Source organism: Stagnimonas aquatica (assembly GCF_003730135.1).
Taxonomy (GTDB): Bacteria; Pseudomonadota; Gammaproteobacteria; order Nevskiales; family Nevskiaceae; genus Stagnimonas; species Stagnimonas aquatica.
In genome coordinates this window covers 234,860-261,623 of the sequence record NZ_RJVO01000001.1, presented here as the reverse complement: position 1 = coordinate 261,623, position 26,764 = coordinate 234,860, and the positions used below count along the sequence as shown (strand labels likewise).

General features: G+C 68.1%; 27 protein-coding genes. 13 read left to right on the top strand and 14 right to left on the bottom strand.

Annotated features, from left to right (window positions below):
• Nucleotides 1–44: 44 nt before the first annotated feature.
• Nucleotides 45–827 (bottom strand): hypothetical protein, encoded by a 783-nt coding sequence (locus tag ED208_RS01175; RefSeq protein ID WP_123210027.1) that lies wholly within the window; start codon nucleotides 825–827, stop codon nucleotides 45–47.
• A 106-nt stretch (nucleotides 828–933) separates the two neighbouring features.
• On the opposite strand from ED208_RS01175, the gene ED208_RS01170 reads away from it, so the two are divergent.
• Nucleotides 934–1,527: an outer membrane beta-barrel protein gene (locus tag ED208_RS01170; protein ID WP_158608385.1), complete on the top strand. Its 594-nt coding sequence runs from the start codon at nucleotides 934–936 to the stop codon at nucleotides 1,525–1,527.
• Nucleotides 1,528–1,613: 86 nt separating this feature from the next.
• On the opposite strand, the gene rpoD is transcribed toward ED208_RS01170, so the two are convergent.
• From rpoD to rpsU, 4 genes are all read right to left on the bottom strand, one after another.
• Nucleotides 1,614–3,455, bottom strand: a complete 1,842-nt coding sequence (gene rpoD / locus ED208_RS01165; protein WP_123210025.1) for an RNA polymerase sigma factor RpoD — start codon at nucleotides 3,453–3,455, stop codon at nucleotides 1,614–1,616.
• A gap of 85 nt (nucleotides 3,456–3,540) precedes the next feature.
• Nucleotides 3,541–5,286 carry a DNA primase gene (gene dnaG / locus ED208_RS01160; RefSeq protein ID WP_123210024.1) on the bottom strand — a complete coding sequence of 582 codons (1,746 nt, stop codon included), beginning with the start codon at nucleotides 5,284–5,286 and terminating at the stop codon, nucleotides 3,541–3,543.
• Between the two features lie 65 nt (nucleotides 5,287–5,351).
• Entirely contained in the window at nucleotides 5,352–5,798 is a 447-nt protein-coding gene (locus tag ED208_RS01155) for a GatB/YqeY domain-containing protein (protein ID WP_123210023.1), read from the bottom strand.
• A 106-nt stretch (nucleotides 5,799–5,904) separates the two neighbouring features.
• On the bottom strand, nucleotides 5,905–6,120 hold the full coding sequence (gene rpsU, locus ED208_RS01150) for a 30S ribosomal protein S21 (RefSeq protein ID WP_123210022.1): 216 nt from the start codon (nucleotides 6,118–6,120) through the stop codon (nucleotides 5,905–5,907).
• Nucleotides 6,121–6,252: 132 nt separating this feature from the next.
• On the opposite strand from rpsU, the gene tsaD reads away from it, so the two are divergent.
• Both tsaD and folB read left to right on the top strand, forming a co-directional pair.
• Entirely contained in the window at nucleotides 6,253–7,287 is a 1,035-nt protein-coding gene (gene tsaD / locus ED208_RS01145) for a tRNA (adenosine(37)-N6)-threonylcarbamoyltransferase complex transferase subunit TsaD (RefSeq protein WP_123210021.1), read from the top strand.
• A gap of 46 nt (nucleotides 7,288–7,333) precedes the next feature.
• On the top strand, nucleotides 7,334–7,717 hold the full coding sequence (folB, locus tag ED208_RS01140) for a dihydroneopterin aldolase (protein WP_123210020.1): 384 nt from the start codon (nucleotides 7,334–7,336) through the stop codon (nucleotides 7,715–7,717).
• Between the two features lie 103 nt (nucleotides 7,718–7,820).
• Here the strand turns inward: folB and gmhB are convergent, their stop codons facing one another.
• Complete coding sequence (gene gmhB / locus ED208_RS01135; protein ID WP_123210669.1) at nucleotides 7,821–8,354, bottom strand: D-glycero-beta-D-manno-heptose 1,7-bisphosphate 7-phosphatase; 534 nt, start codon at nucleotides 8,352–8,354, stop codon at nucleotides 7,821–7,823.
• Between the two features lie 133 nt (nucleotides 8,355–8,487).
• Entirely contained in the window at nucleotides 8,488–10,587 is a 2,100-nt protein-coding gene (gene glyS, locus ED208_RS01130) for a glycine--tRNA ligase subunit beta (protein ID WP_123210019.1), read from the bottom strand.
• Between the two features lie 294 nt (nucleotides 10,588–10,881).
• Here glyS and katG point away from each other — a divergent pair, with 294 nt between their 5' ends.
• Both katG and ED208_RS01120 read left to right on the top strand, forming a co-directional pair.
• Nucleotides 10,882–13,086 carry a catalase/peroxidase HPI gene (katG, locus tag ED208_RS01125; RefSeq protein WP_123210018.1) on the top strand — a complete coding sequence of 735 codons (2,205 nt, stop codon included), beginning with the start codon at nucleotides 10,882–10,884 and terminating at the stop codon, nucleotides 13,084–13,086.
• Between the two features lie 57 nt (nucleotides 13,087–13,143).
• Nucleotides 13,144–13,578 carry an Ohr family peroxiredoxin gene (locus ED208_RS01120; RefSeq protein WP_123210017.1) on the top strand — a complete coding sequence of 145 codons (435 nt, stop codon included), beginning with the start codon at nucleotides 13,144–13,146 and terminating at the stop codon, nucleotides 13,576–13,578.
• Between the two features lie 52 nt (nucleotides 13,579–13,630).
• On the opposite strand, the gene ED208_RS01115 is transcribed toward ED208_RS01120, so the two are convergent.
• The 3 genes from ED208_RS01115 to glyQ form a co-directional block, all read right to left on the bottom strand.
• On the bottom strand, nucleotides 13,631–14,056 hold the full coding sequence (locus tag ED208_RS01115) for a YbaN family protein (RefSeq protein WP_123210016.1): 426 nt from the start codon (nucleotides 14,054–14,056) through the stop codon (nucleotides 13,631–13,633).
• On the bottom strand, nucleotides 14,053–14,193 hold the full coding sequence (locus ED208_RS17205; RefSeq protein ID WP_158608384.1) for a hypothetical protein: 141 nt from the start codon (nucleotides 14,191–14,193) through the stop codon (nucleotides 14,053–14,055). The genes ED208_RS01115 and ED208_RS17205 overlap by 4 nt, the downstream gene beginning before the upstream one ends.
• A 273-nt stretch (nucleotides 14,194–14,466) precedes the next feature.
• Nucleotides 14,467–15,360 carry a glycine--tRNA ligase subunit alpha gene (glyQ, locus tag ED208_RS01110; protein ID WP_123210015.1) on the bottom strand — a complete coding sequence of 298 codons (894 nt, stop codon included), beginning with the start codon at nucleotides 15,358–15,360 and terminating at the stop codon, nucleotides 14,467–14,469.
• Nucleotides 15,361–15,515: 155 nt separating this feature from the next.
• Here glyQ and ED208_RS01105 point away from each other — a divergent pair, with 155 nt between their 5' ends.
• The 6 genes from ED208_RS01105 to ntrC all read left to right on the top strand — a co-directional run bounded on the left by ED208_RS01105 (nucleotide 15,516) and on the right by ntrC (nucleotide 21,714).
• Nucleotides 15,516–15,779, top strand: coding sequence for a PsiF family protein (locus ED208_RS01105; protein ID WP_123210014.1), 264 nt, complete (start codon nucleotides 15,516–15,518; stop codon nucleotides 15,777–15,779).
• A gap of 165 nt (nucleotides 15,780–15,944) precedes the next feature.
• Complete coding sequence (gene glnA, locus ED208_RS01100) at nucleotides 15,945–17,360, top strand: glutamate--ammonia ligase (protein WP_123210013.1); 1,416 nt, start codon at nucleotides 15,945–15,947, stop codon at nucleotides 17,358–17,360.
• A 123-nt stretch (nucleotides 17,361–17,483) separates the two neighbouring features.
• Nucleotides 17,484–18,416, top strand: a complete 933-nt coding sequence (locus tag ED208_RS01095) for a phosphatase PAP2 family protein (RefSeq protein WP_123210012.1) — start codon at nucleotides 17,484–17,486, stop codon at nucleotides 18,414–18,416.
• 10 nt (nucleotides 18,417–18,426) lie between these two features.
• Entirely contained in the window at nucleotides 18,427–18,963 is a 537-nt protein-coding gene (locus ED208_RS01090) for a DUF4124 domain-containing protein (RefSeq protein ID WP_123210011.1), read from the top strand.
• 108 nt (nucleotides 18,964–19,071) lie between these two features.
• Nucleotides 19,072–20,160, top strand: a complete 1,089-nt coding sequence (gene glnL, locus ED208_RS01085; protein ID WP_436286615.1) for a nitrogen regulation protein NR(II) — start codon at nucleotides 19,072–19,074, stop codon at nucleotides 20,158–20,160.
• 33 nt (nucleotides 20,161–20,193) lie between these two features.
• On the top strand, nucleotides 20,194–21,714 hold the full coding sequence (gene ntrC, locus ED208_RS01080; protein WP_123210009.1) for a nitrogen regulation protein NR(I): 1,521 nt from the start codon (nucleotides 20,194–20,196) through the stop codon (nucleotides 21,712–21,714).
• 48 nt (nucleotides 21,715–21,762) lie between these two features.
• On the opposite strand, the gene ED208_RS01075 is transcribed toward ntrC, so the two are convergent.
• Nucleotides 21,763–22,683, bottom strand: coding sequence for an EcsC family protein (locus ED208_RS01075; RefSeq protein ID WP_123210008.1), 921 nt, complete (start codon nucleotides 22,681–22,683; stop codon nucleotides 21,763–21,765).
• A gap of 58 nt (nucleotides 22,684–22,741) precedes the next feature.
• On the opposite strand from ED208_RS01075, the gene ED208_RS01070 reads away from it, so the two are divergent.
• Nucleotides 22,742–23,497: an NRDE family protein gene (locus ED208_RS01070; protein WP_123210007.1), complete on the top strand. Its 756-nt coding sequence runs from the start codon at nucleotides 22,742–22,744 to the stop codon at nucleotides 23,495–23,497.
• A gap of 7 nt (nucleotides 23,498–23,504) precedes the next feature.
• On the opposite strand, the gene ED208_RS01065 is transcribed toward ED208_RS01070, so the two are convergent.
• On the bottom strand, nucleotides 23,505–24,260 hold the full coding sequence (locus tag ED208_RS01065) for an SDR family oxidoreductase (RefSeq protein WP_123210006.1): 756 nt from the start codon (nucleotides 24,258–24,260) through the stop codon (nucleotides 23,505–23,507).
• A gap of 42 nt (nucleotides 24,261–24,302) precedes the next feature.
• Between ED208_RS01065 and ED208_RS01060 the strand changes: the two genes are divergently transcribed.
• Entirely contained in the window at nucleotides 24,303–25,088 is a 786-nt protein-coding gene (locus tag ED208_RS01060; protein WP_233574735.1) for an undecaprenyl-diphosphate phosphatase, read from the top strand.
• 61 nt (nucleotides 25,089–25,149) lie between these two features.
• Here ED208_RS01060 and ED208_RS01055 read toward each other — a convergent pair whose 3' ends face one another.
• Complete coding sequence (locus ED208_RS01055) at nucleotides 25,150–25,383, bottom strand: hypothetical protein (RefSeq protein WP_123210004.1); 234 nt, start codon at nucleotides 25,381–25,383, stop codon at nucleotides 25,150–25,152.
• Nucleotides 25,384–25,463: 80 nt separating this feature from the next.
• Nucleotides 25,464–26,756 (bottom strand): multifunctional CCA addition/repair protein, encoded by a 1,293-nt coding sequence (locus ED208_RS01050; protein ID WP_123210003.1) that lies wholly within the window; start codon nucleotides 26,754–26,756, stop codon nucleotides 25,464–25,466.
• Nucleotides 26,757–26,764 lie beyond the last annotated feature (8 nt).

The following is a 26,764-nucleotide window of genomic DNA, read 5'->3' as shown; positions in this document are numbered from 1 at the left end:
CCAGCGTGGTGGAAAAAGGGCGCCATGGGCGCCCTTTTTCGTTTTCAGCGTGCCAGCTCCAGGCGCAGGCCCAGGCGCGCGCCGGACAGACGGGCGTCGATCAGGTAGTCGTCGCTGTTGACCTTGTAGGCGCGCTGGCGCCAGCCCGCCTCCAGTCCGATCGGCCCGAACAGTCGCCAATAGGCGCTGGCCTCCAGGCCCTGAGCGCGGTCCTGCCGGTACTGGACGTAGTGGCCTCGGAGGCTGAGCCGCAGGGTCTCCAGCGGCTGCCAGCTGGCGCTCAGGCTCAGACTCGGAAAGATCTCGTCCACCGGCTGCCGGTTGCTGGCGCCGGTATCGGCGTCCGCGACCACGATCAGGCCGTCGAGCCGGGTGAAATGCAGGCCGGCGCCCAGCAGCAGGTCGCCGAGCTGCCAGGGCCAGTCCAGTCTTGCCTCCCAGGCCTGGATTCTGGACGAGGTCTGGGCGGTGTTGCCTTCGAGCAGGGGCAGCTCGCCGAACAGCGGTGGGGTGCCGAGTGCCGGTAGCGCCAGGCCGGTCAGCTGTTGCTCGCCATCGGCATTCAGGCGCAGGTAGTCGAGCTCCATGCCGGGCAGCCAGCGCGGGTCGTGGCTGCCCGGCTGATAGCCCAGGAGGTACTCGCCACGGTCCTGCGGACGCAGTCCCAGATCGTCCTGGAAATCCAGACGCGACACGTCGCTGACGCTGCCACGTAGGTCGTAGGCCCAGGCGCCGACCTGGCCGTACCAGTGGGCGTCGCGGGCGAGGGCGGGGCTGACGAGGAAACTCAGCAGGGCCATGCCGGCCAGGGCGCGCAGGGTGTTCATCCGGGGCTCAGCTGCTTCGACTATTTCTAATGCAGCCACGTTATCAGACGGTGCCATCAGGCAGGCGTCCAGATTCGCGTGGTTCCCTGGAACAAGGAGAAAAGCAATGAAGAAGTTACTCATGGTCGGTCTTTTGGCGGCGCCGCTGGTGGTTTCTGCCGAGGGCCTTTCGTACAACTTCCTGGAAGGCGGCTATTCCAAGGCGACGCAACGCGACGGCGACGAGAACGACCGCGACGCCGACGGCTACTACGGCAAGGCTTCGGGCCGCATCGCCGATCAGGTCTATCTGTTTGGCGACTACCGTCACTACAGCACCGACAAGGTCGCTGGCTCCTACGCCGAAACCGATCAGGCCAACATCGGTCTTGGCGTCCGCTTCCCGGTCGCCGAACGCCTGGATCTGACGGTGGGCGGTGGTGCCAGCTTCGCGAAGATTTCCCCGAAGGGTCCGGCATCCACTCTGTTCAGTGACGAGGATGACACCGGCTACTTCGTTGAAGGCGGCGCCCGCGCGCTGCTGACCCCGGCGCTGGAAGTGAACGGTGGCATGCGCTACACCAAGGTGTTCGACGAAAGCGAGACCACGGGCCTGGTGGGCGCGGTGTTCAACTTCACGCCCAGCTTCGGCGTCAGCGGAGGCTACGAGTTTGGCGACAGCACCAACGCCTATCTGGTCGGTGCGCGACTGAACTTCTGAGTCGGCTGCGCAGCCAAGCAGCCAACAAAAAGCCCCGCATCGCGGGGCTTTTTGTTGGGCGCTGACACGGCCGCGAAAGGCCTGTCTTATTCGTCCAGGAAGCTGCGCAGGTAGTTGGCGCGGCTCGGGTGGCGCAGCTTGCGCAGCGCCTTGGCTTCGATCTGGCGGATGCGTTCGCGGGTGACATCGAACTGCTTGCCGACTTCTTCCAGCGTATGGTCGGTGGTCATGTCGATGCCGAAGCGCATGCGCAGCACCTTGGCTTCGCGCGGCGTCAGGCTGGCGAGGATCTGGTGGGTGGCCTCGGCCAGCGACTGCGAGGTCGCGGTCTCCAGCGGCGACACCGCCTGATCGTCGGGGATGAAATCGCCGAGGTGCGAATCCTCGTCGTCGCCGATCGGGGTTTCCATCGAGATCGGCTCTTTGGCGATCTTCATCACCTTGCGGATCTTGTCCTCCGGCATTTCCATCTTCTTCGCCAGCTCTTCCGGGGTGGGCTCGCGGCCCATTTCCTGGATCATCTGCCGCGAAATGCGGTTGAGCTTGTTGATGGTCTCGATCATGTGCACCGGGATGCGGATGGTGCGCGCCTGGTCGGCAATCGAGCGAGTGATGGCCTGGCGGATCCACCAGGTGGCGTAGGTGGAGAACTTGTAGCCACGGCGGTATTCGAACTTGTCGACCGCCTTCATCAGGCCGATGTTGCCTTCCTGGATCAGGTCGAGGAACTGCAGGCCGCGGTTGGTGTACTTCTTGGCGATGGAGATCACCAGGCGCAGGTTGGCCTCGACCATTTCCTTCTTGGCGCGGCGGGCCTTGGCCTCGCCGACGGTCATGCGCCGGTAGATGTCCTTGATCTCATCGACGGTGATGAGGTTGTCGCCTTCCATCTGGTGCAGGGCTTCCTGCATCTTGACGATGTCGGCGCGCTTGCCGTTGAGGGTGGCGGAGTACTTGCGCTTGGCCTTGATCGCCTTGTCGATCCAGTCGATGTCGGTCGGGCCAGCATCGCGGTAGCGCTGCAGGAACTCCGACTTGTCCATGCCGGCTTCGACCACGCAGGTGCGCATGATGGCGCGCTCGATGCCGCGAATCTGGTCGATCTTGTCACGCAGGTTATTGGTGATCTCGTCGACGATCTTCGGCGACAGCCGGAAGGTCATCAGATGGTCGGCCAGCGCGGCGCGCAGCTTCTCGGTCTTCTTGTCGCCCGAGCCGATCTTTTCCAGCGCCGACCAGGCCTTGTCGAACAGGGCTTGCAGCTCGCCGAACTTCTCGGCGCACAGCACCGGGTCCGGACCGGTATCGACCGCCTCCTCGTCCTCGCTGTCGGCTTCCTCGTCGGCGGGTTCTTCGGCGATGGCTTCCACCGGCAGCGGCGCCTCGGCCGGCGCCGGCTCGGCATTGGGGTCGAAGAAGCCGACCACCACTTCGGCCAGGCGACGTTTGCCTTCCTTGGCCTGGTCATAGGCCTCGAGCAGGATGGCGACGGTTTCCGGGTACTGCGCCATGGCGTACATGGCTTCGTTGAGGCCTTCCTCGATGCGCTTGGCGATACGGATTTCGCCTTCGCGGTCGAGCAGCTCCACCGCGCCCATCTCACGCATGTACATGCGCACCGGGTCGGTGGTGCGGCCAAACTGGTCGTCCAGCGCGGCGAGGGTGGCGGCGGCTTCTTCGGCGGCTTCCTCGTCGTCTTCGGCAGCGACCACGGTCGGTTCGGTGAACAGCCGCGCCTCGGAGTCCGGAGCCTCGTCGTGCACCGGGATGCCCATGCCCTGGATCATCACGATGACGTCGTCGATCTGCTCGGCGTCGGTCAGCTCGACCAGGTGGTCCGAAACCTCGGCGTAGGTCAGGTAACCCTTCTCCTTGCCGAAGGCGATCAGTTTCTTGATCTGGCTTTGCTGGTCAGCGGCTTTGCTCATGAATTCACAACCTTCTAATGCCGCCGGCGTCAGAAGCCGGCTGGGAACCTATAAGTTTACCCGAACTGGTCATTGTCCGGCCAATTTAGACCGTTTTCAGCTCGGATAGTTGGTGTTGCAGGCCGATCAACTCTTGCTGTTCCGCGAGGCTCAGCGAACGGCCCGGGCCGACCAGTTTTTCCATCTCGGCCCTAACCGCCCGTTCTCGCAGCCGACGCAGGGATTCGCGAAATTCATTGCCCAGGGCGGGGCCGTCGATGTCGAGGGGTTCGGCGGCCAATCGGGCCAGCGCCGCCCCCTTGGGGCTGCCCTGCCAGCTCTGCAGCAACTGACTGGCCTTGTAGTCGGGGTGCTCCTGGAAGAATTCAATGGCCTCGGCCAGTGCGGCGGCGCCCGGCGCCGGGCTGGCGGCCAGTTGTTCCAGGTGCTGGGCCTGGCGGGCCAGCGCCGGGGCCTCCAGCAGGATGCGCAGGGCGCGTCGCGGCAGCCGGGCGGCCGGATCGGCGCGGCTGCTGGCGGGGCGTGCGGCTGCGGCCGAATCGCTGGCCGGATGCGCCGCCGGCGCCGCCAGCCGCTCGACCTGTGCGGCGGACAGCCGGGTGCGGCGCGCGAGTTCCTCGGTCAGCAGGCTGCGCAGCGGGCCTTCCTTGAGCTTGGCCAGATGCGGCTGCGCCAGCGCCGCCAGCTTGGCCCGGCCCTCCAGGCTGTTCAGGTCGACCTGCTTCTCCAGTTCCTGCAGCAGGAAGGCGGTCAGCGGCAGGGCGCCGTCGACCAGGGCGCGGAAGGCTTCGGCGCCGATCTCCTGCACCAGACTGTCGGGGTCGTGGCCGTCGGGCAGGAACAGGAAGCGGCATTCGCGCACGCCGTGCACCTCCGGCAGCGCCTGCTCCAGCGCACGCCAGGCAGCGGAGCGGCCGGCACGGTCGCCGTCGAAGCTGAACACCACCTTGTTGGTCTGCTTGAACAGCAGGTGCAGGTGCTCGGCGGTGGTGGCGGTGCCGAGGGTGGCGACCGCCTCGCGCACGCCGTGCTGGGCCAGCATCACCACGTCCATGTAGCCCTCGACCACGATCAGATAGGGCAGGGCGCTCTTCGCCGCCTGCTTGGCCTCGTAGAGCCCGTAGAGATTGCGGCCCTTGTGGAACAGCGGCGTCTCGGGGGAGTTGAGGTACTTGGCCGGGTCATTGCCGAGCGTGCGGCCGCCAAAACCAATCACCCGCCCGCGGGTATCGCGGATCGGGAACATGATGCGGTTGCGGAAGCGGTCGTACGCGCCCTCGCGGCCCTCGCGCTCGATCAGCAGGCCGGCTTCCAGCGCGTGCTTGGGGTCTGGGAACATCCGGGTCAGCGCATCCCAGGATTCCGGTGCGTAACCCAAGCCGAAGGTCTTGGCGGTCTCGCCGTTGACGCCGCGCTTCTTGAGATAGGCGACCGCCGCCGGCGCCTGCTTGAGCTGCTCGCGCCAGTAGCGTTCGGCCGCAGCCAGGGCGTCGAGCGGGCCGTCCAGCACCAGGCGCTGGGAGAACCCGCCTTCGCGGGGAATCTCCAGGCCCAGTCGCCCGGCCAGTTCCTCCACCGCCTCGACGAAGGAAAGGCGGTCGTACTCCATCAGAAATCCGATGGCATTGCCGTTCTTGCCGGAGGAGAAGTCGAAGAACATCTGCTTCGCCGGCGAGACGAAGAACGAGGGCGATTTCTCGTGGGTGAAGGGCGACAGGCCCTTGAGCTCCTTGCCGGCGCGCTTGAGCTCCACCCGCGTGCCGATGATCTCGACGATGTCGCTGCGCGCGAGCAGGTCTTGAATGAAGGAGTCGGGGATGCGACCGGTCATGGGAGCAGTGTCATCCTGACCAGCGGTCGCCGTCCATGCCGACGGCGGTCGAAGCCCGCGATGCGCTAGCCGAGCTTGGCCTTGATCAGGCCGGACAGCGCGCCCATGTCGGTACGGCCGGCGACCTTGGGCTTGATCCAGCCCATCACCTTGCCCATGTCCTTGGCCCCGGCGGCGCCGGTTTCGGCGACCGCCTGGGCGATCAGGGCGTCGAGCTCGGGGGCGGTGAGCTGCTGCGGCAGGTAGGCCATCAGCAGGGCGATTTCCGCCGCTTCCTTGTCGGCTAGCTCCGGGCGGCCGCCGTCGCGGTACTGCTTTTCGGCGTCGCGACGCTGCTTGACCATCTTCTCGACGCAGGCGGTGACCACCGCGTCGGTCAGCTCCACGCTGTCCACCACCTCGCGCTGCTTCATCTCGGAAGAGAGCATGCGCAGGGTCGAGACGCGCTCCTTCTCGCCCGCCTTCATGGCGGTCTTGATGTCTTCGAGAACGCGGGTCTTGAGGTCGGACAAGGGATGCCCCTTTGGGGGAGGTGCTGCTGGAGGTGTATCGCCGTGATCCGCTGGATCACGGCCTTGCCCGGGCGCTGGGGGCGCTCCGGGCAGCGTCAGGCGGCTCTTAGTAGAGACGGGTCTGACGGGCGGTTTCGCGCGAAACCTTCTTCTCCTGGCGCTTCACGGCGGCAGCGCGCTTGCGCTTGCGCTCCATCGAGGGCTTCTCGAAGAATTCCTTCTTGCGCACGTCGGTAAGCACGCCGGCTTTCTCGCAGGTGCGCTTAAAGCGGCGGACGGCGACTTCAAACGGTTCGTTATCGCGGACGCGGACGGACGGCATCTAGTTCACTCTCGGGTGGTGGCGGCCGTCAAAACGACGCCCGCTGGCAAAAAGGGCGCAAATTCTATGCGCAAAAATTGCCCGGCGCAAAAAGAGCCGGGCCAGACGGTGCCGAAATGCGAAAATAGCGGCATGTCCACCTTCTCCGTCGCGCCGATCCTGGCGCTGGAAACCTCCTGCGACGAAACCGCCTGCGCCATCTACGACGGTGTGCGCGGCCTGCTGGCGCACAGTCTGCATTCGCAGGTGAAGCTGCATGCCGAGTACGGCGGGGTGGTGCCGGAGCTGGCTTCGCGCGATCACGTCCGGCGGGTCTTGCCGCTGGCGCGCGCCGCGCTCGCCGAGGCCGGGCTCAAGCCCACCGAGCTGGGCGGCATCGCCTACACCGCCGGCCCCGGCCTGATCGGCGCCCTGATGGTCGGCGGTGCCGCCGCCGCTGGACTGGCCGAGGCGCTGGGCCTGCCGCTGATCCCGGTGCATCACATGGAAGGCCACCTGCTGGCGCCGATGCTGGAACCCGATCCGCCGGCCTTTCCCTTCGTCGCCCTGCTGGTCTCCGGCGGGCACACCCTGCTGGTCGATGTACAGGGCGTCGGCCGTTACCGGCTGCTGGGCGAGAGCCTCGACGACGCGGTTGGCGAGGCCTTCGACAAGACCGCCAAGCTGCTTGGTCTGCCCTATCCGGGCGGGCCGGAGCTGGCACGGCTGGCCGAGGGCGGCGTGCCGGGGCGGTTCAAGTTTCCGAGGCCGATGACCGACCGGCCGGGGCTGGACTTCAGTTTCTCCGGCCTCAAGACGGCGGTACTCACCGCCCTGCCCAAGGACGCCGACGCGCAGACCAAGGCCGATCTGGCGCGCGGCTTCGAGGAGGCGGTCACCGAAACCCTGGCGATCAAGTGCGCGCGTGCGCTCGACGAGACCGGCCACCGCCGACTGGTGATCGCCGGCGGCGTCGGCGCCAATCGCCGCTTGCGCGCGCGCCTGCAGGAGCTGGCGCAGCGCCGTGGCCTGGGCCTGTACTTTCCGCGCCCGGCCTTCTGCACCGACAACGCGGCGATGATCGCCTACGCCGGCTGGGCGCGCCGCGCCGACGGCCGTGCCGCGCACGACCCGCTGCTGACCCGCGCCCGCTGGCCGCTGACCGAACTCAGCCCGCCGGTGCTCTAGTCTCGCAATCCGCAATCCGCAATCCGCAATCCGCAATCCCGAGCCCATGGACAAGGTCTTCATCCGCCAGTTGGAAATCCAGACCCACATCGGGGTCCACGCCTGGGAGCACCACATCCGCCGGCCGCTGATCCTCGATCTCGATCTCGGGGTCGATACCCGCGAGGCGGCCGCCAGCGACCACATCCGCGACGCGCTCGACTACAAGGCCGTCTGCGATGCCATCGAGCGGCTGGTGCGCGAGCGCCAGTTCCAGTTGCTGGAAACCTTCGCGGAGTCCGCCGCGCGCCGCCTGTTCGAGGAATTCCCCCTGCTCAGCCTGCGACTGTCGGTGAGCAAGCCCGGCGCGGTGACGGCCGCGCGCACAGTGGGTGTGGAGATCGAGCGTCGTCGCGAGGACTACGCGGTCTGCGGGCGGGGCGGGGTTTAGCGGGTCGCTCCGCAGGGCATCCGGCCCCACCTAGTGCCCGGATGAGGGTGGCCGGGCAGACGGGTAAGTTTGTGCCAGGGATGGCTGCTTGTGGCCGGCCGGATCAGGCCGCCAGCAAGGCGCTGACCGCCGCCGCCAGGTCGTCGTAGACCGCAACGTCTTCGCCAGCTCCCGCCGCCTCGGTCTTGCGGCCCTTGCCGGTACGCACCAGCACCGGTCGCGCGCCGGCGGCACGCGCCGCCGCAAGGTCGCTGTCCTTGTCGCCGATGAACCACACACCATCGAGCTGGATGCCCAGGCGGCGCGCCAGGTCGGTGAGCATGCCCGGCTCCGGCTTGCGCATGTCGCTGGATTTCTCGGGCGCTTCCGGCGCAAACGCCAGCGCGTCGATGCGACCGCCGAACTCGGCCAGCCGGCGGTGCAGCAGGGCGTTCATCGCCGCGAAGGCGTCGTAGTCGAACAGGCCGCGTCCCAGGCCCGACTGATTGCTGGCCACGCAGACCCGGTAGCCGGCCTGATTGAGGCGGGCGATGGCTTCCAGGCTGCCGGCGATGGGGTGCCACTCGGCTGCCGACTTGATGTAGGCCTCGGAGTCTTCGTTGATGACGCCGTCGCGGTCGAGAATCACCCATTTCATTTTTTTCTTGCTCCAGTTGTGGGGGCCATCCATGGCGCGACTGCATCCTGGCCAATAAAACCCTGCCCGGCCATCCGTGGCCGGGCGTTCGCCGGATCGGATTGCCAATCAAGGCAATCCGATTTGTTCCGGCTCACCCCGGCAGCAGCGAGATGTCGGCGACGCTGCGGCAGAGCTTGTCCAGCCGCGCCAGCAGGGCCAGGCGGTTGGCGCGCACCGCCGGGTTGTCGGCATTGACCATCACCGCTGCGAAGAAATCGTCCACCGGATCGCGCAGGCCGGCCAGCGCGTCGAGCTGGCTGGCGTAGCTGCCGCCCAGTTGCAGGCCGTTGATGGCGGTGAACAGGGCGTGCTCGGCCGGCTGCTCGAACAGCGCCGGGTCGATCTGTTCGCTGACCGTGCCGGCCTGCTTGAGCAGGTTGCGGACGCGCTTGTGGGCGGCCGCGAGATTGGCGCTGGCCGGCAGCGCGGCGAAGCCTTGCAGGGCGCGCAGACGCTCGGCGAAGTCCAGCGGTTGGCTGACGCCGGTGGCCTTCACCGCTTCGAAGATCTCGGTGCTGACGCCGCCGGTCACCAGCAGGGCGCGCAGGCGTTCCAGCACGAACTCCAGCAACTCGCCGTGCAGGGCCGAGTCTTTCTTGCCGGCAGGCTGGAGGTCGAGCGCCTGTCGCAGCAGTGCGGAGAGATCCAGCCGCAGTCCGCCCTCGATGCAGATGCGCAGCACGCCATTGGCGGCACGGCGCAGGGCGAACGGATCCTTGCTGGCGGTCGGCTTCTGGCCGATGGCGAAGATGCCGGCGAGGGCGTCGAGCTTGTCGGCCAGCGACAGCACCTGGCCCTCGCGCGTCGAGGGAATCGGCGTGCCCTGCTGCACCGGCAGATAGTGCTCGCGGATGGCGTTGGCGACCGCTGCGGACTCGCCCGAGGCGCGGGCGTAGTAGCCGCCCATCAGGCCCTGCAACTCCGGGAACTCGAACACCATCTTGGTGACGAGGTCGTTCTTGCACAACTCTGCGGCACGGACGACCTCCTGCGTGAAGCGCTGCACGTCGCCAGTGACTGTGGTTCCAGCGCCAAAGTCATACGGCTCGGCAATCACTGCGCGTGTTTCAACAATGGCGCGTGCTAGCGCCTTAATGCGTCCCACACGGGCGGCGACCGAGCCCAGTTCCTTCTGGTAGGTGGCGCTCTCCAGCTTGGCGCCATAGGCCGACAGCGGCTGCTTCTTGTCCTGCTCCCAGAAGAACAGCGCGTCGGTCAGACGCGGGCGCACCACGCGCTCGTTGCCGCTGACGATCTGGCTGGCGTCCTTGGAGACGATGTTGGCGATGGTGATGAACACCGGCTTCAGCTTCGTCAGCGCCGCGTCTTCGAACACCGTGAAGTAGCGCTGGTTGGTCTCGACGGTGGCGACGATCACCTCCGGCGGCAGCTCGTCGGTGAAGCGCGATTCCATGCCGCCGGCGATCACCACCGGCCACTCCACCAGAGCGGTGACCTCGTCGAGCAGGTCTTCGGTGATGCGGGCGTGGCCGCCAAGCTCGGCGGCGGTGGCTTCGATCTGGCGGCGGATTTCCGCCTTGCGGCTGCTGACTTCGGCCCAGACTTTGGCGGCCTTCAGCACGCTCTCGTAGTCGGCCGGTTGCTTCAGTTCGATGGCGGCCGGCGCGTGGAAGCGATGGCCGTAGCTGAGCCGGCCGCTGTCGAGGCCGAAGCGGTGCAGCGGCACCACGGTTTCGCCGAGCAGGGCCAGCAGCCACTGCACCGGGCGCACGAAGGTTTCCTCGCCGTCGCCCCAGCGCATCCGCTTGGGCACCAGTTCGTCCATGCCCTTCAGGGTTTCCTCGAAGATTGCCGGCATCAGTTCGACGGTCGGCTTGCCGGGCTCGGCGCGGGCGAAATGCAGCTTGCCGTCCTTCTGGCCCAGCGCGGCGAAATCGACGCCGCAGGAACGCGCAAAGCCCAGCGCCGCCGGTGTCGGCTGGCCGTCCTTGTAGGCGGCGGCCAGCGCCGGGCCACTACGCTCGATGCTCTGTTCCGGCTGCGTGGCGGCGACCTCGGCGATCTGCACGGCGATGCGGCGCGGGGTGGCATAGAGCTTGGCCTCGCCGTGCGCGACGCCGCGCCGGTCCAGACCGCTCACCGTGCCCGAGCGCAGGGCCTCGGCCAGCGGCAGGACATAACGGGCGGGCAGGTCTTCGCATCCGATTTCGATCAGCAGGGCGTGCTTCATGGGAGTCCGTGGCGGACGGGGCTAGATTGGAAAGTCCGGCATTGTCGGTGACCTTCCCGATTACGCCAACTGCATCCCAGGGGCGAAGGCAATAGCCACAGACGATGGAAGGCTTAGCAGCAATTGACTGTCTGTAACGAGGTGGCGAGACCATGATGAGCGCCACTCCCCTCCGGCTGATCCGCGGTGCGGAGCTTGACCGAGGCATCATTGAGCGCCGTCGGCCAATCGGAGCCCGGTCCGCCCGCGAGACCTGGGCGTGAAACCAAGACCAGCCTGTACGAGGAAGAAACCATGTCTACCGAAGCCAAGTGTCCGTTCCACGCCGCCACCGGCGCTCGCGCCACCCAGGGTGCGCAGTCTGTTGCCGACTGGTGGCCCAACCAGCTCAATCTCGCCATCCTGCACCAGCACACGCCGGTGTCGAATCCGATGGACGCCGGGTTCGATTACGCCGAAGCCTTCAAGAAACTCGACTACACGGCACTGAAGAAAGACCTGGCGGCGCTGATGACCCGCTCGCAACCCTGGTGGCCGGCGGACTGGGGTCATTACGGCGGCCTGTTCATCCGCATGGCCTGGCACTCGGCCGGCACCTACCGCACCGCCGATGGGCGTGGCGGCGCCGGCTCCGGCAACCAGCGCTTCGCGCCGATCAACAGCTGGCCGGACAACGGCAATCTCGACAAGGCGCGCCGCTTGTTGTGGCCGATCAAGCGCAAGTACGGCAATGCGCTGTCCTGGGCCGACCTGATGATTCTGGCCGGCAACGTCGCCATGGAGACCATGGGCTTCAAGACCTTCGGCTTCGCCGGCGGCCGCGAGGACATCTGGGCGCCGCAGGAAGACATCTACTGGGGTGCCGAGAAGGAATGGCTGGCCACCAGCGACAAGGCCAACAGCCGCTACCACGGTGACCGCGAGCTGGAAAACCCGCTCGCCGCCGTGCAGATGGGCCTGATCTACGTGAATCCCGAAGGCCCGGACGGCAATCCCGATCCGGTCGCCTCCGGCCGCGACGTGCGCGAGACCTTCGCGCGCATGGCGATGAACGACTACGAAACCGTCGCCCTGGTCGCCGGCGGCCACACCTTCGGCAAGGCGCACGGCGCCGGTGATCCCAAGCTGGTTGGGCCGGAACCCGAGGCGGCGCCGATGGAGGCCATGGGCTTCGGCTGGATCAACCAGCTCGGCAGCGGCCACGGCGTGCACACCACCACCAGCGGCATCGAAGGCGCCTGGAAGCCGAACCCGACGCAATGGGACATGGGCTACTTCAAGGTGCTGTTCAAGTACGAGTGGGAGCTGGTGAAGAGCCCCTCGGGCGCGCACCAGTGGCGGGCCAAGGACTGCGCGCCGGAAGACCTGATCCCCGACGCCCACGATCCCGCGAAGAAGCACCCGCCGATGATGACCACGGCGGATCTGTCGCTGCGCTTCGATCCGGCCTACGAAAAGATCTCGCGGCACTTCCTGGCCCATCCGGCCGAGTTTGCCGACGCCTATGCCCGCGCCTGGTTCAAGCTCACCCACCGCGACCTGGGGCCGAAGAGCCGCTACCTCGGTCCCGAGGTGCCGGCCGAAGACCTGCTCTGGCAGGACCCGCTGCCGGCCGTGAAGCACGCGCTGATCGACGCCGCCGATGCGGCCCGGCTGAAAGCGCGGGTGCTCGCCAGCGGGCTCGGCGTGAGCGAGCTGGTGGCCACCGCCTGGGCCTCGGCTTCGACCTTCCGTGGCAGCGACAAGCGCGGCGGCGCCAACGGCGCGCGCATCCGCCTCGCGCCGCAGAAGGACTGGGAGGTCAACCAGCCGGCCCAGCTCGCCAAGGTGCTGGCCCAGCTCGAAACCATCCAGCGCGAGTTCAATGCCCAGGCCGGCGGCGACAAGCAGGTTTCGCTCGCCGACCTGATCGTGCTGGCCGGCAATGCCGCCGTCGAGGCTGCCGCCAAGGCCGCTGGGCACGCGGTGGAAGTGCCGTTCGCGCCGGGGCGCAGTGATGCCACGGCGGCGCAGACCGATGCCGAGTCCTTCGCCGTGCTGGAGCCGCTGGCCGATGGCTTCCGCAACTACCGCAAGAAGGCCTACAGCGTTTCGCCCGAGGCGATGCTGATCGACAAGGCGCAGTTGCTGACGCTGAGCGCGCCGGAGATGACCGTGCTGGTCGGCGGCCTGCGGGTGCTGGGTGCCAACCACGGTGGCAGCAGCGCCGGGGTCTTCACCCGGCGTCCGGGGCAGCTCAGCAACGACTTCTTCGTCAATCTGGTGGACATGTCCACGGCCTGGACCCCGACCGGCGACAACGCCTACGAAGGCCGCGACCGTCAGAGCGGCGCGGTGAAGTGGACCGCCACCCGGGTCGATCTGGTGTTCGGTTCCAACTCGCAGCTGCGCGCCATTGCCGAGGTCTATGCCCAGGACGACAACGCGGACAAGTTCGTGCGCGATTTCGTCGCCGCCTGGAGCAAGCTGATGCACCTGGACCGCTTCGACCTCGCCTGACCGGCGGGCCGCTTCCTCTCAAGTTTTTCAATCAATCAAGAAGCCAGGAGTTTTTCCATGTCTGAAAAAGTGAATGTTCTCTACACCGCCACCGCCCGCGCCGAAGGCGGCCGCAACGGCACCACCCTCAGCGGTGACGGTCTGGTCGACGTCAATCTCTCGGTGCCCAAGGCGATGGGCGGGCCCGGCAAGCCGGGGGCGACCACGCCGGAAGACCTGTTCGCCGCCGGCTACGCGGCCTGCTTTGGCGGCGCCGTGGACTTCATGGCCACCAAGAACGGGATCAAGCCCAGTTCGCTGGTGATCGAGTCGGCGGTGTCCATCGGCACCACCGAAACCGGCGTTGGCCTGCAGGTGGCGCTGACCGCGCTGGTCGGCGGCCTGTCGCAGGCGGACGCCGAAAAGATCGTCGCGCTGGGGCACCAGTTCTGCCCCTACTCGAAGGCGATCAAGGGCAATGTCGAGGTCAGCGTGACGGTGAAGACGGTCTGAGCTGTTCAGCCGCCCATGAATCGGGGCCGCTCTTCGGGGCGGCCTTTTTTGTTCAGGCCGGCGGCAGCCTCGGCTCCGGGCGCAACCACAGCCAGATTGCGACCACCGCCATGATCGCGCTGGCGCCGTAAGCCACGGGCCGGGGGCTGTGGCTGAGGAACAACAGGGCTGCGCAGAGCGTCATGGTCAGGCTCGCCAGCCACTTGGCGCGCCGGCTGACCGCGCCCTCGGCGCGCCAGTTGCGGATCATCGGCCCGAACAGGCGGTGCGCCAGCAGCCAGTCGTGCAGTCGCGGCGAACTGTGCAGCGCCGCCCAGGCGGCGATCAGCACGAAGACCGTGGTCGGCATGCCGGGCACGATCACCCCGACGATCGCCAGCCCCAGGCACAGCCAGGCCAGTACCGCCAGCAACCAGCGCTGCCAGCGCGGACGCAGGGTTGGCGCCGGAGCTGGCTGGGCTGGTTCCACAGAGTTCAGGCGGCTTTCAAGGCCGGGAAACCGGCGATGCGCGCACGGGCGTTGAAGTGCGCCGCGAGCAGCGTGGAGGGCCCCCGTGCGGAGCGCGGGGATCCTAGCGTCGCGAACGGCGCCGTACTGTGATTGTTGTGGCTCATGCGGCGGTCTTCAGAGCCGGGAAACCGGCAATGCGGGCACGGGCGTTGAAGTACGCCGCGAGCAGCGTGGAGGGCCCCCGTGCGGAGCGCGGGGATCCTAGCGTCGCGAACGGCGTCGTACTGTGACTGGTCCGGCTCATGCGGCCTTCAGGGCCGGGAAACCGGCGATGCGCGCACGGGCGTTGAAGTGCGCCGCGAGCAGCGTGGAGGGCCCCCGCGCGGAGCGCGGGGATCCTAGCGTCGCGAACGGCGTCGTACTGTGACTGGTCCGGCTCATGCGGCCTTCAGGGCCGGGAAACCGGCGATGCGCGCACGGGCGTTGAAGTACGCCTCGGCAACTGCACGAGCCAGGGTGCGCACGCGCAGGATGTAGGCCTGCCGCTCGGTCACGCTGATCGCGCCACGGGCATCGAGCAGGTTGAAGCTGTGGCTGGCCTGCACCACCCGTTCGTAGGCTGGCAGCGGCAGCGGCTTTTCCAGCGCCAGCAGGTGCTGGCACTCGGCTTCGGCCTTGTTGAAGCGCTCGAACAGCGTTGCAGTGTCGGCCTGCTCGAAGTTGTAGGTGCTCTGCTCGACCTCGTTCTGGTGGTAGACGTCGCCGTAGGTGACGACGCGGCCGCCGGTATCGCTCCAGACCAGGTCGTAGACCGACTCCTTCTTCTGGATGTACATGGCCAGGCGTTCCAGGCCGTAGGTGATCTCGCCCGCCACCGGCCGGCATTCGATGCCGCCGACCTGCTGGAAGTAGGTGAACTGGGTGACTTCCATGCCGTTGAGCCAGACCTCCCAGCCCAGGCCCCAGGCGCCGAGGGTGGGGGATTCCCAGTTGTCCTCGACGAAGCGGATGTCGTGGGTGAGCAGGTCGAAGCCCAGCTCACGCAGCGAACCCAGGTACAGCTCCTGGATGTTCGGCGGGCTCGGCTTCATCAGCACCTGGAACTGGTAGTAGTGCTGCAGGCGGTTGGGGTTTTCGCCGTAGCGGCCGTCGGTGGGGCGGCGGCTGGGCTGCACGTAGGCGGTGTTCCAGGCCTCGGGGCCGAGCGCGCGCAGGAAGGTCGCCCAGTGGAAGGTGCCGGCGCCCATCTCCATGTCCATCGGCTGCACGATCACGCAGCCTTGCTTCGCCCAGTAGGTCTGCAGCGTCAGGATCAGGTCTTGGAAGGTCATCGGGGCGGTCGGCCGGAGCGGGCGCACATTGTAGGTGCTGGCGGGGGCCTCGCCGCCAGTGGCGGTGGGCCGACGGCCGGTTCTGGACGGCTGGGATCAAAGTGCTAGTTTTTTAACCGCGCAATTCGCGCGGCCGTCGTCCTAGGGAGGGCACGATGAGCACTAGAAAGCTGGTGGCTGTGGTGTTTCTGAGTCTGGCCACGCTCAGTCCGCTGCACGCGGAGGAAGGGAAGAAGCAGTTCAGCGAGAAGCAACTGGCCCAGCAGCAGCGGATGAAGGACTGCAGCGCCGAGGCCAAGGAGAAGGGGCTGAAGGGCGATGATCGCAAGGCCTGGATGAAAACCTGCCTCTCCGCCGGCAAGGTCGAGGCGGCGCCCGCCGCCGAGCCGGCCAAGCCCGCCAAGCCTGCCAAATCCTGAGCCCGGGGTAGAGCGGCGCTTGTCGCCACTGAGGGCGGGGTCACCCGCCCTTTTTTGTGGCGCAGGGCCGCCACTGGCACGCTTGCTGCTTCAAAATAGGGCGCGCCGCACAGACGGCGCTCCGGTTTCGCCAATGCTTTTCAACCCCCACGCAGGAGAAAGCCCATGTCGGGTGCAGACGTTCTGAAGACCATCAAGGAAAAGGAAGTCAAATTCGTCGACTTCCGGTTTTGCGACACCAAGGGCAAGGAGCAGCACGTCACTGTGCCTTCCCACACCATCGACGCCGAGCTGTTCACCGACGGCAAGATGTTCGACGGCTCCTCGATCGCCGGCTGGAAGGGCATCAACGAGTCCGACATGATCCTGATGCCGGACGCCAGCACCGCCTACATCGACCCGTTCTTTGAAGACACCACCCTGGTGCTGACCTGCGACGTGATCGAGCCGGCCACCGGCCAGGGCTACGCCCGCGATCCGCGCTCGCTCGCCAAGCGCGCCGAGGCCTACCTGAAGTCGACCGGCATCGCCGACACCGCCTTCTTCGGCCCCGAGAACGAGTTCTTCATTTTCGACAGCGTGCGCTTCGATTCCGGCCTCAAGGGCTGCTTCGTCGAGATCGACGCCGAGAACGCCGTCTGGAACTCCGGCAAGGTCTACGAGCACGGCAACACCGGTCACCGTCCGGGTCTGAAGGGCGGCTACTTCCCGGTGCCGCCGGTCGACGCGCTGCAGGACATCCGCAGCGCCATGTGCACGACGCTGGAAGAAATCGGCATCGTCACCGAAGTGCATCACCACGAAGTCGCCACCGGCGGCCAGTGCGAGATCGGCGTCAAGTTCGGCACCCTGGTCAAGAAGGCCGACGAAGTGCTGAAGCTCAAGTACGTGGTGCAGAACGTCGCCCATCAGTTCGGCAAGACCGCGACCTTCATGCCCAAGCCGATCGTGGGTGACAACGGTTCCGGCATGCACGTCCACCAGTCGCTGGCGAAGGACGGCAAGAACCTGTTCAGCGGCCCGGATGGCGCCTACGGTGGCCTGTCGGAGACCGCGCTGTACTACATCGGCGGCATCCTCAAGCACGCCAAGACCATCAACGCCTTCACCAACCCCGGCACCAACAGCTACAAGCGTCTGGTCCCCGGCTTCGAAGCGCCGGTGATGCTGGCCTACTCGGCCCGCAACCGCTCGGCCTCGATCCGCATCCCCTACATCGCCAACCCCAAGGGCCGCCGCATCGAAGTGCGCTTCCCGGACTCCTCGGCCAACCCCTATCTCGCCTTCGCGGCGATGATGATGGCGGGCCTGGACGGCATCGAGAACAAGATCCACCCGGGCGAGCCGTCCGACAAGGATCTCTACCACCTGCCGCCGGAAGAGGACGCGAAGATTCCGCGCGTCTGCCACAGCCTCGACATGGCGCTGGAAAGCCTCGACAAGAACCGCGACTTCCTCAAGAAGGGCGGCGTGTTCACCGACGAGGTGATCGACGCCTACATCGAGCTGAAGATGCAGGAAGTGACCAAGTTCCGCATGACCACGCACCCGGTCGAGTTCGAGATGTACTACTCGCTCTAAGTGCGGTCTGCTTTGAAAGAACCCCGCTTCGGCGGGGTTTCTTTTTGCCGTCTCTGGCGCGACCACGCCGGCCTCTAGCCGCAGGCATTTTCTTTTGCGCCACCGGCTCGGCATGCTTGCCGGATGCGCCTGGAACGTCCCCCGGTTTTCTCCGCCTTCACGGATCGCGCCGCCCGCTGGGGCGTGCTGCCGCACGAGTACGCCTTCGGCGGCTGGCTGGCGGCGATGGCGGTCTGGCTGCTGTGGGTCGCCGGGCCGGGCAGCCTGCAAAGTCAGTTGTTCCTGGCCTGCGCGGTACTCAGTCTCGCGCTGATCGCCTGGTGTCAGCGCCGACCGACGCCGCTGCGCTGGCGCCTGCGCCTGCTCTGGTATCCGAGCGCCATGGGGCTGTCGTTCTATGCCCTGCCTGGGGCGGTTGCTGCGCTCGGGCGGCCGAACGCCGATGCCCGGCTGTCGGCCATCGACCGGGGTCTGCTCGGCCGGCCGGCCGCCGAGCTGCTGCAGGCCATCGCCTCGCCGGCGCTCAGCGACCTGCTGACGGTCTGCTACCTGTTCTTCTTCGTGGTGCTGCTGGTCGGGCCCGGCCACTACTGCTGGCGCGATCTGGCCCGCTTCCGCGCCTGCATCGTCGGCCTGTTCGTGCTCTACGCCCTGGGCTTTGCCGGCTATGTGGCGCTGCCAGCCAGCGGGCCGTTCCGGGCCTTGCCGGAGCTGCCGCCGCTGCCGGCTGGACCGCTGACCCAGTGGATGCATCCGCTGATTGTCGGCGGCAGCAATGGCGTGGATGTCTTCCCCAGCATCCACTTCACCGCCTCGTTCTACCTGCTGCTGTTCGACTGGTGGCATTACCGGCGCCGGTTCTGGCTATGGCTGGCACCGGTCCTCGGGCTCTGGCTATCGACGGTGTACCTGCGCTACCACTATCTGGTGGACCTGCTGGCCGGGCTGCCCGTGGCGGTCCTGGCGCTGTGGGTGATGCACCGCTACCAGGCCTCGGAAACCGCCGCCCGCGCCGACGCGAGTCTGTTCATTGCGCCGCCATCGCCGCAGGGCTAGTCTTCCTGCCATGCGCGCTCTCGCCTGCCTTGCTCTCCTGCTGCTGGCCCAGCCCCTGGCTGCCAAGGACGAGATTTACCGTTGGGTCGACGCCAATGGCGTCATCCACTACGGCTCGCAGCCGCCCAGCAAGGACGCCAAGCCGGCGACCCTGCCGGAGATACAAACCTACCGTTCCGGCCGCCCTCCCCTGGTGAACGCTCCCTCGGTGTCGGCAGCGGCGACGGCTGCCACGACGACCACCCAGGTGGCGGACTACCAGCTGCGCATCACCGCGCCGGTGGCCGACGAGACCTTCCGCGATCCCCAGGGGCTGGTGCCGGTCAGTCTGGCGCTCAGCCCAGCGCTGCCGGACGGCGGCGGCTACATCTACTACCTGGACGGCCTGGCGCAGAACAAGAAGCCCTGGCAGGCCGCGAACTACACGCTCACCGAGGTGGAACGCGGCGAGCACCGGCTGAGCGCCGCCGTGGTCGACAAGGACGGCCGCGAGCTGGTCCGTTCTGGTGCAGTGCGCATCTACCAGATGCCTCCTGTCGCCCGTTGATGCACTATTGATGTGCATTCCGGCCGGGTTCCGGCTGGTTTTTCCGCCCCAATAGTGCGCAGGCTGCGGTTGCCACTGGCCTGAGCCTTGCTTGCATAGCGTATGGCATTGCTCCCTCGTACCGCGGCCCGCGTCAGGGCGGATTCCCTGCTCGACGGCCTCACCACGGCGGTGATCTGCGTCGACCAGAACCTGCGCATCGCTGGCCTCAATTCCGCCGCCGAGAACCTGTTCGGCGTCGGCCGCAAGCATGCGGTGAACGAGCTGCTGGTGCAGGCGATCCCGCATTTCGCACCGCAGTTGCCGCGCATCACCCAGGCGCTGAGTGACTTCGCCGGTTTCATCGAGCGCGAGAGCCGGCTCTCGCGCCACGGCGAGCCGCCGATCACCGTCGACTGGCGGGTGACCCCGTTCATGGACGGCAAGCTGCGCGGCCTGCTGCTGGAGCTGCTGCCGCTGGACCGCCACCTGCGCATCACCCGCGACGAATGGCTGGCCGCCCAGCACCAGGCCAGCCGCGAGCTGATCCGCGGGCTTGCCCACGAGATCAAGAATCCGCTCGGCGGCATTCGTGGCGCCGCGCAGTTGCTGGAGCGGGAATTCCCCGACAGCCAGCACCGCGAGTACACCCAGGTCATCATCAAGGAGGCGGACCGGCTGCAGAACCTGGTCAACCGCCTGCTCGGCCCCAACCGCCTGCCGAAGAAGACCTCGCTGAATATCCACGAGGTGGTCGAGCACGTGCGCCAGCTGGTGCAGGCCGAGGGTGTGGAGAACATCACCCTGCTGCGCGACTACGATCCCAGCATCCCCGATCTGGTCGCCGACCGCGAGCAGCTGATCCAGGCGGTGCTCAACGTGGTGCGCAACGCCATGCAGGCGCTGGCGGCCCGCCCCGGCACCCGGGGCATCATCCAGTTGCGTACCCGCGCCAAGCGGCAGTTCACCATCGCCGGCGTGCGCCACCGGCTGGTGGCGCAGATTGATGTCGAGGACAACGGCCCCGGCATTCCCGCCGAGCTGTTCGAGAAGATTTTCTATCCCATGGTGACCGGCCGCCCGGATGGCACCGGACTTGGCCTGCCGATTGCTCAGTACATGGTTCATAGCCACGGCGGTCTGATCGAGTGTGCCAGCCGCCCTGGGCAAACCATCTTTTCCATCTATCTGCCGTTCGAGCCGGGAAGCACGCCTTGAGTCATGTGCGCTCGGAAGGCCAGCGAGTTACCGATGAACCGCATTAGCGAAGAACAGCCGCCCATCCATGTCTGGGTGGTGGACGACGACGAATCTATCCGCTGGGTTCTGGCCAAGTCCCTGGGCCGCGAAGGCATGCAGGTGCGTGCCTTCGAGGGCTCCGCCGAACTGCTGGACGCGCTGGGCGAGGAAACCCCGGACGTGCTGGTCTCCGACATCCGCATGCCGGGTGTCGATGGCCTGGCGCTGCTGGAGCGGGTGCGCGCCAGCCACCCGGAGCTGCCGGTGATCATCATCACCGCGCATTCCGACCTCGATGCCGCAGTCGCCAGCTACAAGGGCGGTGCCTTCGAGTACCTGCCCAAGCCGTTCGACGTCGATGCCGCCGCCACTCTGGTCCGGCGTGCCGCCAAGCCGAAGACGCCGGTCGGCGGCAGCAGCGCTACCGCGCCCACCGCCACCATCATCGGCGAGGCGCCGGCGATGCAGGACGTGTTCCGCGCCATCGGCCGGCTGGCGCATTCCAATATCACCGTGCTGGTCACCGGCGAGTCCGGCACCGGCAAGGAGCTGGTCGCCCGTGCCCTGCACGAGACTAGCCCGCGCGCCAACAAGCCCTTCATCGCGGTCAACACCGCCGCGATTCCCAAGGACCTGCTGGAAAGCGAGTTCTTCGGCCACGAACGCGGCGCCTTTACCGGCGCCGCCACCCTGCGCAAGGGCCGCTTCGAGCAGGCCGACGGCGGCACCCTGTTCCTGGACGAGATCGGCGACATGCCGGCCGATCTGCAGACCCGCCTGCTGCGCGTACTGCAGAACGGCGAGTTCTACCGCGTCGGCGGCACCGCGCCGATCAAGGTCGATGTCCGGGTGGTCGCCGCCACCCACCAGGACCTCGACCAACTGGTGAAGGAAGGCCGCTTCCGAGAGGACCTCTATCACCGCCTCAATGTCATCCGTGTGCGCATCCCGGCGCTGCGCGAGCGCCCGGAAGACGTGCCGCCGCTGATGCGCCACTTCCTGGCCCGCGCCGGCGAGGAGCTGAAGACCGAGCCCAAGCGGGTGCTGCCGGAAGTGATGGCGCGCCTGCAGAACTTCGAATGGCCGGGCAATGTCCGCCAGCTGGAAAACACCTGCCGCTGGCTGACGGTGATGGCACCGGGCCGCGAGATCCATCTTCAGGATCTGCCGCCGGAGATCGCCGAGCGCGCTGCCGTCGAGGCCAGCCGCCCCGTGGCGCCGCCGGCCGCCGCCCCGGCCGTCCTGGCCGCCGAAGCGCCGGTCACTGCCGCCGCCGCCACGCCGGTGATGCCGGCGGCCTCGACCGCCGGTGGCGACTGGCTCTCGGACCTGCGGCTGTGGGCGCGCGCCGAGCTGGCCAAGGGCCGCGACGGTCTGCTCGACGAAGCCGCGCCGGCCTTCGAGCGGGCGCTGCTGGAAGTGGCGCTGGAGGCCTCGCGCGGCCAGCGCATCGAAGCCGCCAAGCGCCTGGGCTGGGGCCGCAACACCCTCACCCGCAAGATCAAGGAACTCGGACTCGGCGACGACGAGTAGTCGCGTCCGCCAGCCCAGGCCGGCCGCCTGGCTGGCCGCCGTTCGCCACTAGGCCGGCTTGCGCGGTTTGGCTGGTTTGCGCAGCCGTGGCTTCGGCGTTTTGCCGGCCGGGCCCGCCGTCTTGCCGGGTACCGGCGCCAGCAAGTCCTCGCCCTGTGCCGCGAGTCGGCGCGCGGCAAAGGCCATCTGCGCCGCCTCCGACAACTGCGCCAGAAAGCGGGCGTTGACCGCGCCGCCGACTGCTGCGCCGATCAGCGGCAGCGCGCCCGCCGCCTTGCGCCAGCCCAGGCGTTGCACCAGGGTCAGGCTCAGCTTGTTGATGCTGCTGGCCAGGGCCTGCTTGGCGAACTCGCGCTCGGCGGCGCGCTCCAGGCCGTCGCGCAGCGCCTCGTCGGCGATGGTTTCACCGACCTCGACGCCGCCCCGCGCGCTGAGCGCGGCGCGCCAGGCCAGCTGCTTCTCCTCGACGCTGTCGGCGGAGGCAAGCGCGAACAGCGCCGCCGCCAGCTGCGGTGACGGCGCCTCGCCATAGCAGTAGCCGATGCGGATCAGCAGGCGCATCGACAGCAGCACCAGCGCCGGCGCGTCGGCGGCCAGGCCGGCGGCGCCGGCGATGCCCAGCACCGTGCCGGAACCGGCGGCCCAGCCGAGGTCGCTGCGCCCCAGGCGCCGCGCCAGCGCCTGCGCCTCCGCCAGCGGCCGGGCGCGCAGCTCGTCCAGACTGGCGGCGTCGGCGGCGCGCAACACCACGCGCGCCGGCGCCAGCCGCAGGGCATTGCGGTAGAACAGCGCCAGCAGCCGCTGCGCGCCGTGTTCCGGGATCAGCCGCCGCACCAGCCCGACCGCCGGCACCGCCACCTTGGGCATGCCGCGCAGTTCGACGGCCGGCGGCCGGTCGCGCCAGGCACGGACGCTGGCAGGCAGATCGTGCCCGGGCAGCTCGGATTTGGGCGGTGCTGGCTTGGTCATGGTGTCTGGGCGGCAGCTGGCATCGACTGGCGGTGGTGGCAATCAATACCATGCCGACATGTGTCTGATCGCCCTGGCCTGGCGCGCCCACCCGCGCTACCCCCTGATCGTGGTTGCCAACCGCGACGAATTCCACGACCGTCCCGCCGCGCCGCTGGCCGAATGGCCGGACGCGCCCGGCCTTTACGGCGGCCGTGACCTGCGCGCCGGCGGTGCCTGGCTGGCGCTCGGCGCCGGCGGCCGGCTGGCGGCGGTGACCAATGTCCGTGAGCCACAGCCGCCGGCGGCGGGTCTACGCTCGCGCGGCGCGCTGGCCACCGGCTTCCTGCGCGGCGCGATGCCGGCACCGGCGGCGGCGCAGGGTCTGATGGCCGAGGCCGCCGGCTTCGGCGCCTTCAACCTGCTGCTCAGCGATGGCGAGTCGCTGAGCTATGCCAGCAACCGGCCGGAGCCGCGTTGGCAGGCGGTGACGCCGGGCGTGCACGGCCTCTCCAACGCCGGCCTGAATACCCCCTGGCCGAAGACCCTGCGCCTGCGCGCCGCCCTGCAAGGCTGGCTGGAGCAGGGCGAGACCGAGCTGGAACCGCTCTTCGACGCGCTCGCCGATACCCGCGTGCCGGACGACGCCGAACTGCCGGACACCGGTGTCGGGCTGGCGATGGAGCGGCTGCTGGCGCCGCCGTTCATCCGCAGCGCGCGCTACGGCACCCGCGCTTCCAGCGTGGTGCTGGTCGGCCCCGAGGGCTGGCGCTTCGAAGAACGCCGCTTCGGGCCGGACGGCCTGGCGCTCGGTCGTAGCGCGCTCGCCGGCTAGCGGGGCGCTAGACCAGCCGCCGCGCGCCGTCGACCGGGATCACCGCGCCGGCCAGATAGCCGGCCTGCTCGGAGAGCAGCCAACTCACCACCGCCGCCACCTCCGCCGGGGTGCCGAAGCGGCGCATCGGGATGTGCGGCAACTGAGCGTCCTTGTCGATCAGATCCTGGCGCTCCGCCTCGCTGGGCTCGGCGCGCACCTCGGCGGCGATGTGGCCGAGGGCGACGCCGTTGACGCGCACCGCCGGCGCCAGTTCCACCGCCAGGGTTTCGGTCAGCGCCCAGAGGCCGTCCTTGGCGGCGTTGTAGGCGGACAGCCCCGGGCGCGGCTGCTGACGGGTGTGGACATCGAGCAGGTTCACCACCTGGCGCAGTGCGCCGGCGGCCAGCGCCGCCTGGATCAGCAGCAGCGGCGCTTTCAGATTGGTCGCCACCAGCTCGTCGATCTGCGCCGGGGTCAGGCTCGCCAGCGGCGTCGGGTGGTAGGAGGAGGCGTTGTTGACCAGCGCCGTCGGCGGACCCAGACGCAGGCGCACCGCGTCGATCAGCTCGGCTGGGGCCTGTTCGCGGCGCAGGTCGGCGGAGAACACCTGCGCGCTCGCCGGCCGTTCGGTGTTGAGCTGCGCGGCCAACGCATCGGCCTCCTCGCGCGAGCTGCCGCAATGGATCGCCAGCCGCCAGCCGTCGGCGTGCAGGCGGCGGACGATGGCGGCGCCCACCCGCCGCGCGGCGCCGGTTACCAGGGCTACAGGAGCTTCGTTCATGCGCTAGTCTCCGCACTCATTTTTTCGATTCGGATCGTAAGTGTGAACGACTGGCTGACGGCTGTGCTGCTGGGTGTGATCGAGGGCCTCACGGAATTCCTCCCCATCTCCTCGACCGGACATCTGCTGATCGCCGAGGAATGGCTGGGCCGGCGCAGCGACCTGTTCAATGTCGCGATCCAGGCCGGCGCGATTCTGGCGGTCTGCCTGGTCTACCGCACGCGCCTGCTGCAACTGGCGCGCGACTGGCGCCAGCCCGAGGCTTTCGGTTACCTGAGCAAGATCGCGGTGGCTTTCGGCATCACCGCCGTGCTGGGGCTGATCGCCAAGAAGCTCGGTGCCGAGCTGCCCGATACGGTGACGCCCATCGCGGTCGCGCTGATCGTCGGTGCCTTCGTCATCTTCGCGGTGGAAGCCTGGGCCAAGCGCCAGCCGGCGATGGCCGAGCTGACCTGGAAAGTGGCGGTGGCGGTGGGCGTGGCGCAGGTGGTGGCCGGCGTGTTTCCCGGCACCTCGCGCTCGGCAGCGGCGATCTTCGCCGCCATGCTGGCGGGGCTGACGCTGCGGCCGCGCGCCGCCGAGTTCGCCTTCCTGGTCGGCATTCCCACCATGTTCGCGGCCACCGGCTACGAACTGCTGAAAGTGCTGAAGTCCGGCGAAGCGGTCGCCGCCGAGCCCTGGGGGCAGCTGGGACTGGCCTTCGTGGTCGCCGCGATCACCGGCTTCGCGGCGGTGCGCTGGCTGCTGGGGTTCATCGGCAACCACAGCTTCGTGCCGTTCGCCTGGTACCGTCTGGCGCTGGGCGCGGTGCTGCTGCTGGCGCTCTGAGCGGCGCCCACAAAAAAGCCGGTGGCGCTGGGCCACCGGCTGTTTGCAGCGAGACGCCCGATCAGTTGGGCTTTTCTTCCGGGGTCACCGCCTCTTTGGCGGCTTCGCCGGCTTCCTTGATCGCGTCGGCGGCGCTTTCGCCGGCGTCCTTCAGCTTCTCGTTCTCGCGCAGGTCGAGGCCGTCCTTCACCTTGTCTTCCAACTGCTCGACGGCGCTGGGCTCTTCCTTCTTGCAGGCGGTGGTGGTGGCGCCGAGGGCGGCGATCAACAGCAGCAGGGCGATGTTCTTGTTCATGATGCACTCCAGGAAATGGTCGCCACGAAGATGGCGGTTGCCAGTCTGCGCCCGGGCGCTGAATCCGGGGTGAATCGCAGTTAGCCGCTCGTCGTCTTCCGTTGCCGGCTCAGCCACTCGCCCAGGCGCGCGGTGCGCATTTCCGCCAGCGCCGGGCCGATGGCAGCGCCGACGATGCCCTCGGCCATCACCGCGCGCGCCTGCAACTGGGCTGCTTCCGCCGCCGCTGCGCGCAGGTAGTCGAGCTGCGGGTAGTCGCAGTCCTCGTAGCCGAGCCGGCCGCGCGCGTCGCAGAGGCAGGCCTCGCAGACCAGCGCGAACTGGCGCTCGTCCTTGAAGGCCTTCATCCGCTCCAGCAGTTCCAGCAGGGTCTTGGCCCGCAGTTGCCGGACCTGGTGCACCAGCAGGTGCTCGCGGGTGTGGATCAGCGCCACCTCGCGGCAGACCTTGGGCACCCGCAGGCGCTCGCAGAAGCGCTCCACCAGCGGCAGGCCGGCGAGATCGTGACCGTGATGGCTGGGCCAGCGGCTGGGCAGGGTCAGCGCCTTGCCGTAGTCGTGGCAAAGCGCCGCCACCCGCACTTCCAGGCCAAAACCCAGTCGCGCGGCGGCGTCGATGCACATCAGCGTGTGCACGCCGGAGTCCACCTCCGGGTGGTAGTCGGCGCGCTGCGGCACGCCGAACAGCGCCTCCAATTCCGGGAACAGCCGCGCCAGCGCACCGCAGGCGCGCAGGATTTCGAAGTACACCGATGGCCGGCTTGCTTGCGCAGGCGTCACTGCCGCGCTTTCGGACAGCGGCGGCGCCAGCGTCTGCATCAGCGCCCGCTCGGTTTCCTTCCAGACCCGCTCGGCGACCAGATGGTCGATCTCGCCCTCGTTGACCAGTCGTCGACACAGCGCCAGGGTCTCCGGCGCCACGCTGAAGCCCAGCGGCGCGAAGCGGGCGGCGAAGCGCGCCAGCCGCAGCACCCGCAAAGGGTCTTCGGCGAAGGCCGGCGAAACATGGCGCAGCACCCGCGCCTGCAGATCGCGCTGGCCGCCGTAGGGGTCCACCAGGCGGCCGTCGTCGTCGCGGGCGATGGCGTTGATGGTGAGGTCGCGGCGGATCAGATCCTCCTCCAGCGTCACCTCCGGGCCGGTGTGGAAGGTGAAGCCGTGGTAGCCGCGACCGCTCTTGCGCTCGGTGCGCGCCAGCGCGTGTTCTTCCTTGGTCTCCGGGTGCAGGAACACCGGAAAGTCCTTGCCCACCGGCCGGTAGCCGGCGGCGACCATGTCCTCCGGGCTGGCGCCGACCACTACCCAGTCCTGCTCGCGGGCTTGCAAGCCCAGCAGGGCGTCACGGACTGCGCCGCCCACCAGATAGCGCTTCATGGGCGGCG

What these genes read in the sequence shown, in the direction of transcription:
- glyQ (WP_123210015.1), bottom strand. Translation starts at nt 15,360, where the DNA reads ATGACCTTCCAAGACCTGATCCTGACGCTGCAGACCTACTGGGCGAAG.
- ED208_RS17205 (WP_158608384.1), bottom strand. Translation starts at nt 14,193, where the DNA reads ATGAGCCACAACAATCACAGTACGGCGCCGTTCGCGACGCTAGGATCC.
- ED208_RS01105 (WP_123210014.1), top strand. Translation starts at nt 15,516, where the DNA reads ATGAGCACTAGAAAGCTGGTGGCTGTGGTGTTTCTGAGTCTGGCCACG.
- ED208_RS01065 (WP_123210006.1), bottom strand. Translation starts at nt 24,260, where the DNA reads ATGAACGAAGCTCCTGTAGCCCTGGTAACCGGCGCCGCGCGGCGGGTG.
- ED208_RS01095 (WP_123210012.1), top strand. Translation starts at nt 17,484, where the DNA reads ATGCGCCTGGAACGTCCCCCGGTTTTCTCCGCCTTCACGGATCGCGCC.
- ED208_RS01070 (WP_123210007.1), top strand. Translation starts at nt 22,742, where the DNA reads ATGTGTCTGATCGCCCTGGCCTGGCGCGCCCACCCGCGCTACCCCCTG.
- rpoD (WP_123210025.1), bottom strand. Translation starts at nt 3,455, where the DNA reads ATGAGCAAAGCCGCTGACCAGCAAAGCCAGATCAAGAAACTGATCGCC.
- glyS (WP_123210019.1), bottom strand. Translation starts at nt 10,587, where the DNA reads ATGAAGCACGCCCTGCTGATCGAAATCGGATGCGAAGACCTGCCCGCC.
- dnaG (WP_123210024.1), bottom strand. Translation starts at nt 5,286, where the DNA reads ATGACCGGTCGCATCCCCGACTCCTTCATTCAAGACCTGCTCGCGCGC.
- ED208_RS01090 (WP_123210011.1), top strand. Translation starts at nt 18,427, where the DNA reads ATGCGCGCTCTCGCCTGCCTTGCTCTCCTGCTGCTGGCCCAGCCCCTG.
- ED208_RS01075 (WP_123210008.1), bottom strand. Translation starts at nt 22,683, where the DNA reads ATGACCAAGCCAGCACCGCCCAAATCCGAGCTGCCCGGGCACGATCTG.
- folB (WP_123210020.1), top strand. Translation starts at nt 7,334, where the DNA reads ATGGACAAGGTCTTCATCCGCCAGTTGGAAATCCAGACCCACATCGGG.
- tsaD (WP_123210021.1), top strand. Translation starts at nt 6,253, where the DNA reads ATGTCCACCTTCTCCGTCGCGCCGATCCTGGCGCTGGAAACCTCCTGC.
- ED208_RS01055 (WP_123210004.1), bottom strand. Translation starts at nt 25,383, where the DNA reads ATGAACAAGAACATCGCCCTGCTGCTGTTGATCGCCGCCCTCGGCGCC.
- rpsU (WP_123210022.1), bottom strand. Translation starts at nt 6,120, where the DNA reads ATGCCGTCCGTCCGCGTCCGCGATAACGAACCGTTTGAAGTCGCCGTC.
- ED208_RS01170 (WP_158608385.1), top strand. Translation starts at nt 934, where the DNA reads ATGAAGAAGTTACTCATGGTCGGTCTTTTGGCGGCGCCGCTGGTGGTT.
- ED208_RS01175 (WP_123210027.1), bottom strand. Translation starts at nt 827, where the DNA reads ATGAACACCCTGCGCGCCCTGGCCGGCATGGCCCTGCTGAGTTTCCTC.
- ED208_RS01120 (WP_123210017.1), top strand. Translation starts at nt 13,144, where the DNA reads ATGTCTGAAAAAGTGAATGTTCTCTACACCGCCACCGCCCGCGCCGAA.
- gmhB (WP_123210669.1), bottom strand. Translation starts at nt 8,354, where the DNA reads ATGAAATGGGTGATTCTCGACCGCGACGGCGTCATCAACGAAGACTCC.
- ED208_RS01050 (WP_123210003.1), bottom strand. Translation starts at nt 26,756, where the DNA reads ATGAAGCGCTATCTGGTGGGCGGCGCAGTCCGTGACGCCCTGCTGGGC.
- katG (WP_123210018.1), top strand. Translation starts at nt 10,882, where the DNA reads ATGTCTACCGAAGCCAAGTGTCCGTTCCACGCCGCCACCGGCGCTCGC.
- glnA (WP_123210013.1), top strand. Translation starts at nt 15,945, where the DNA reads ATGTCGGGTGCAGACGTTCTGAAGACCATCAAGGAAAAGGAAGTCAAA.
- ntrC (WP_123210009.1), top strand. Translation starts at nt 20,194, where the DNA reads ATGAACCGCATTAGCGAAGAACAGCCGCCCATCCATGTCTGGGTGGTG.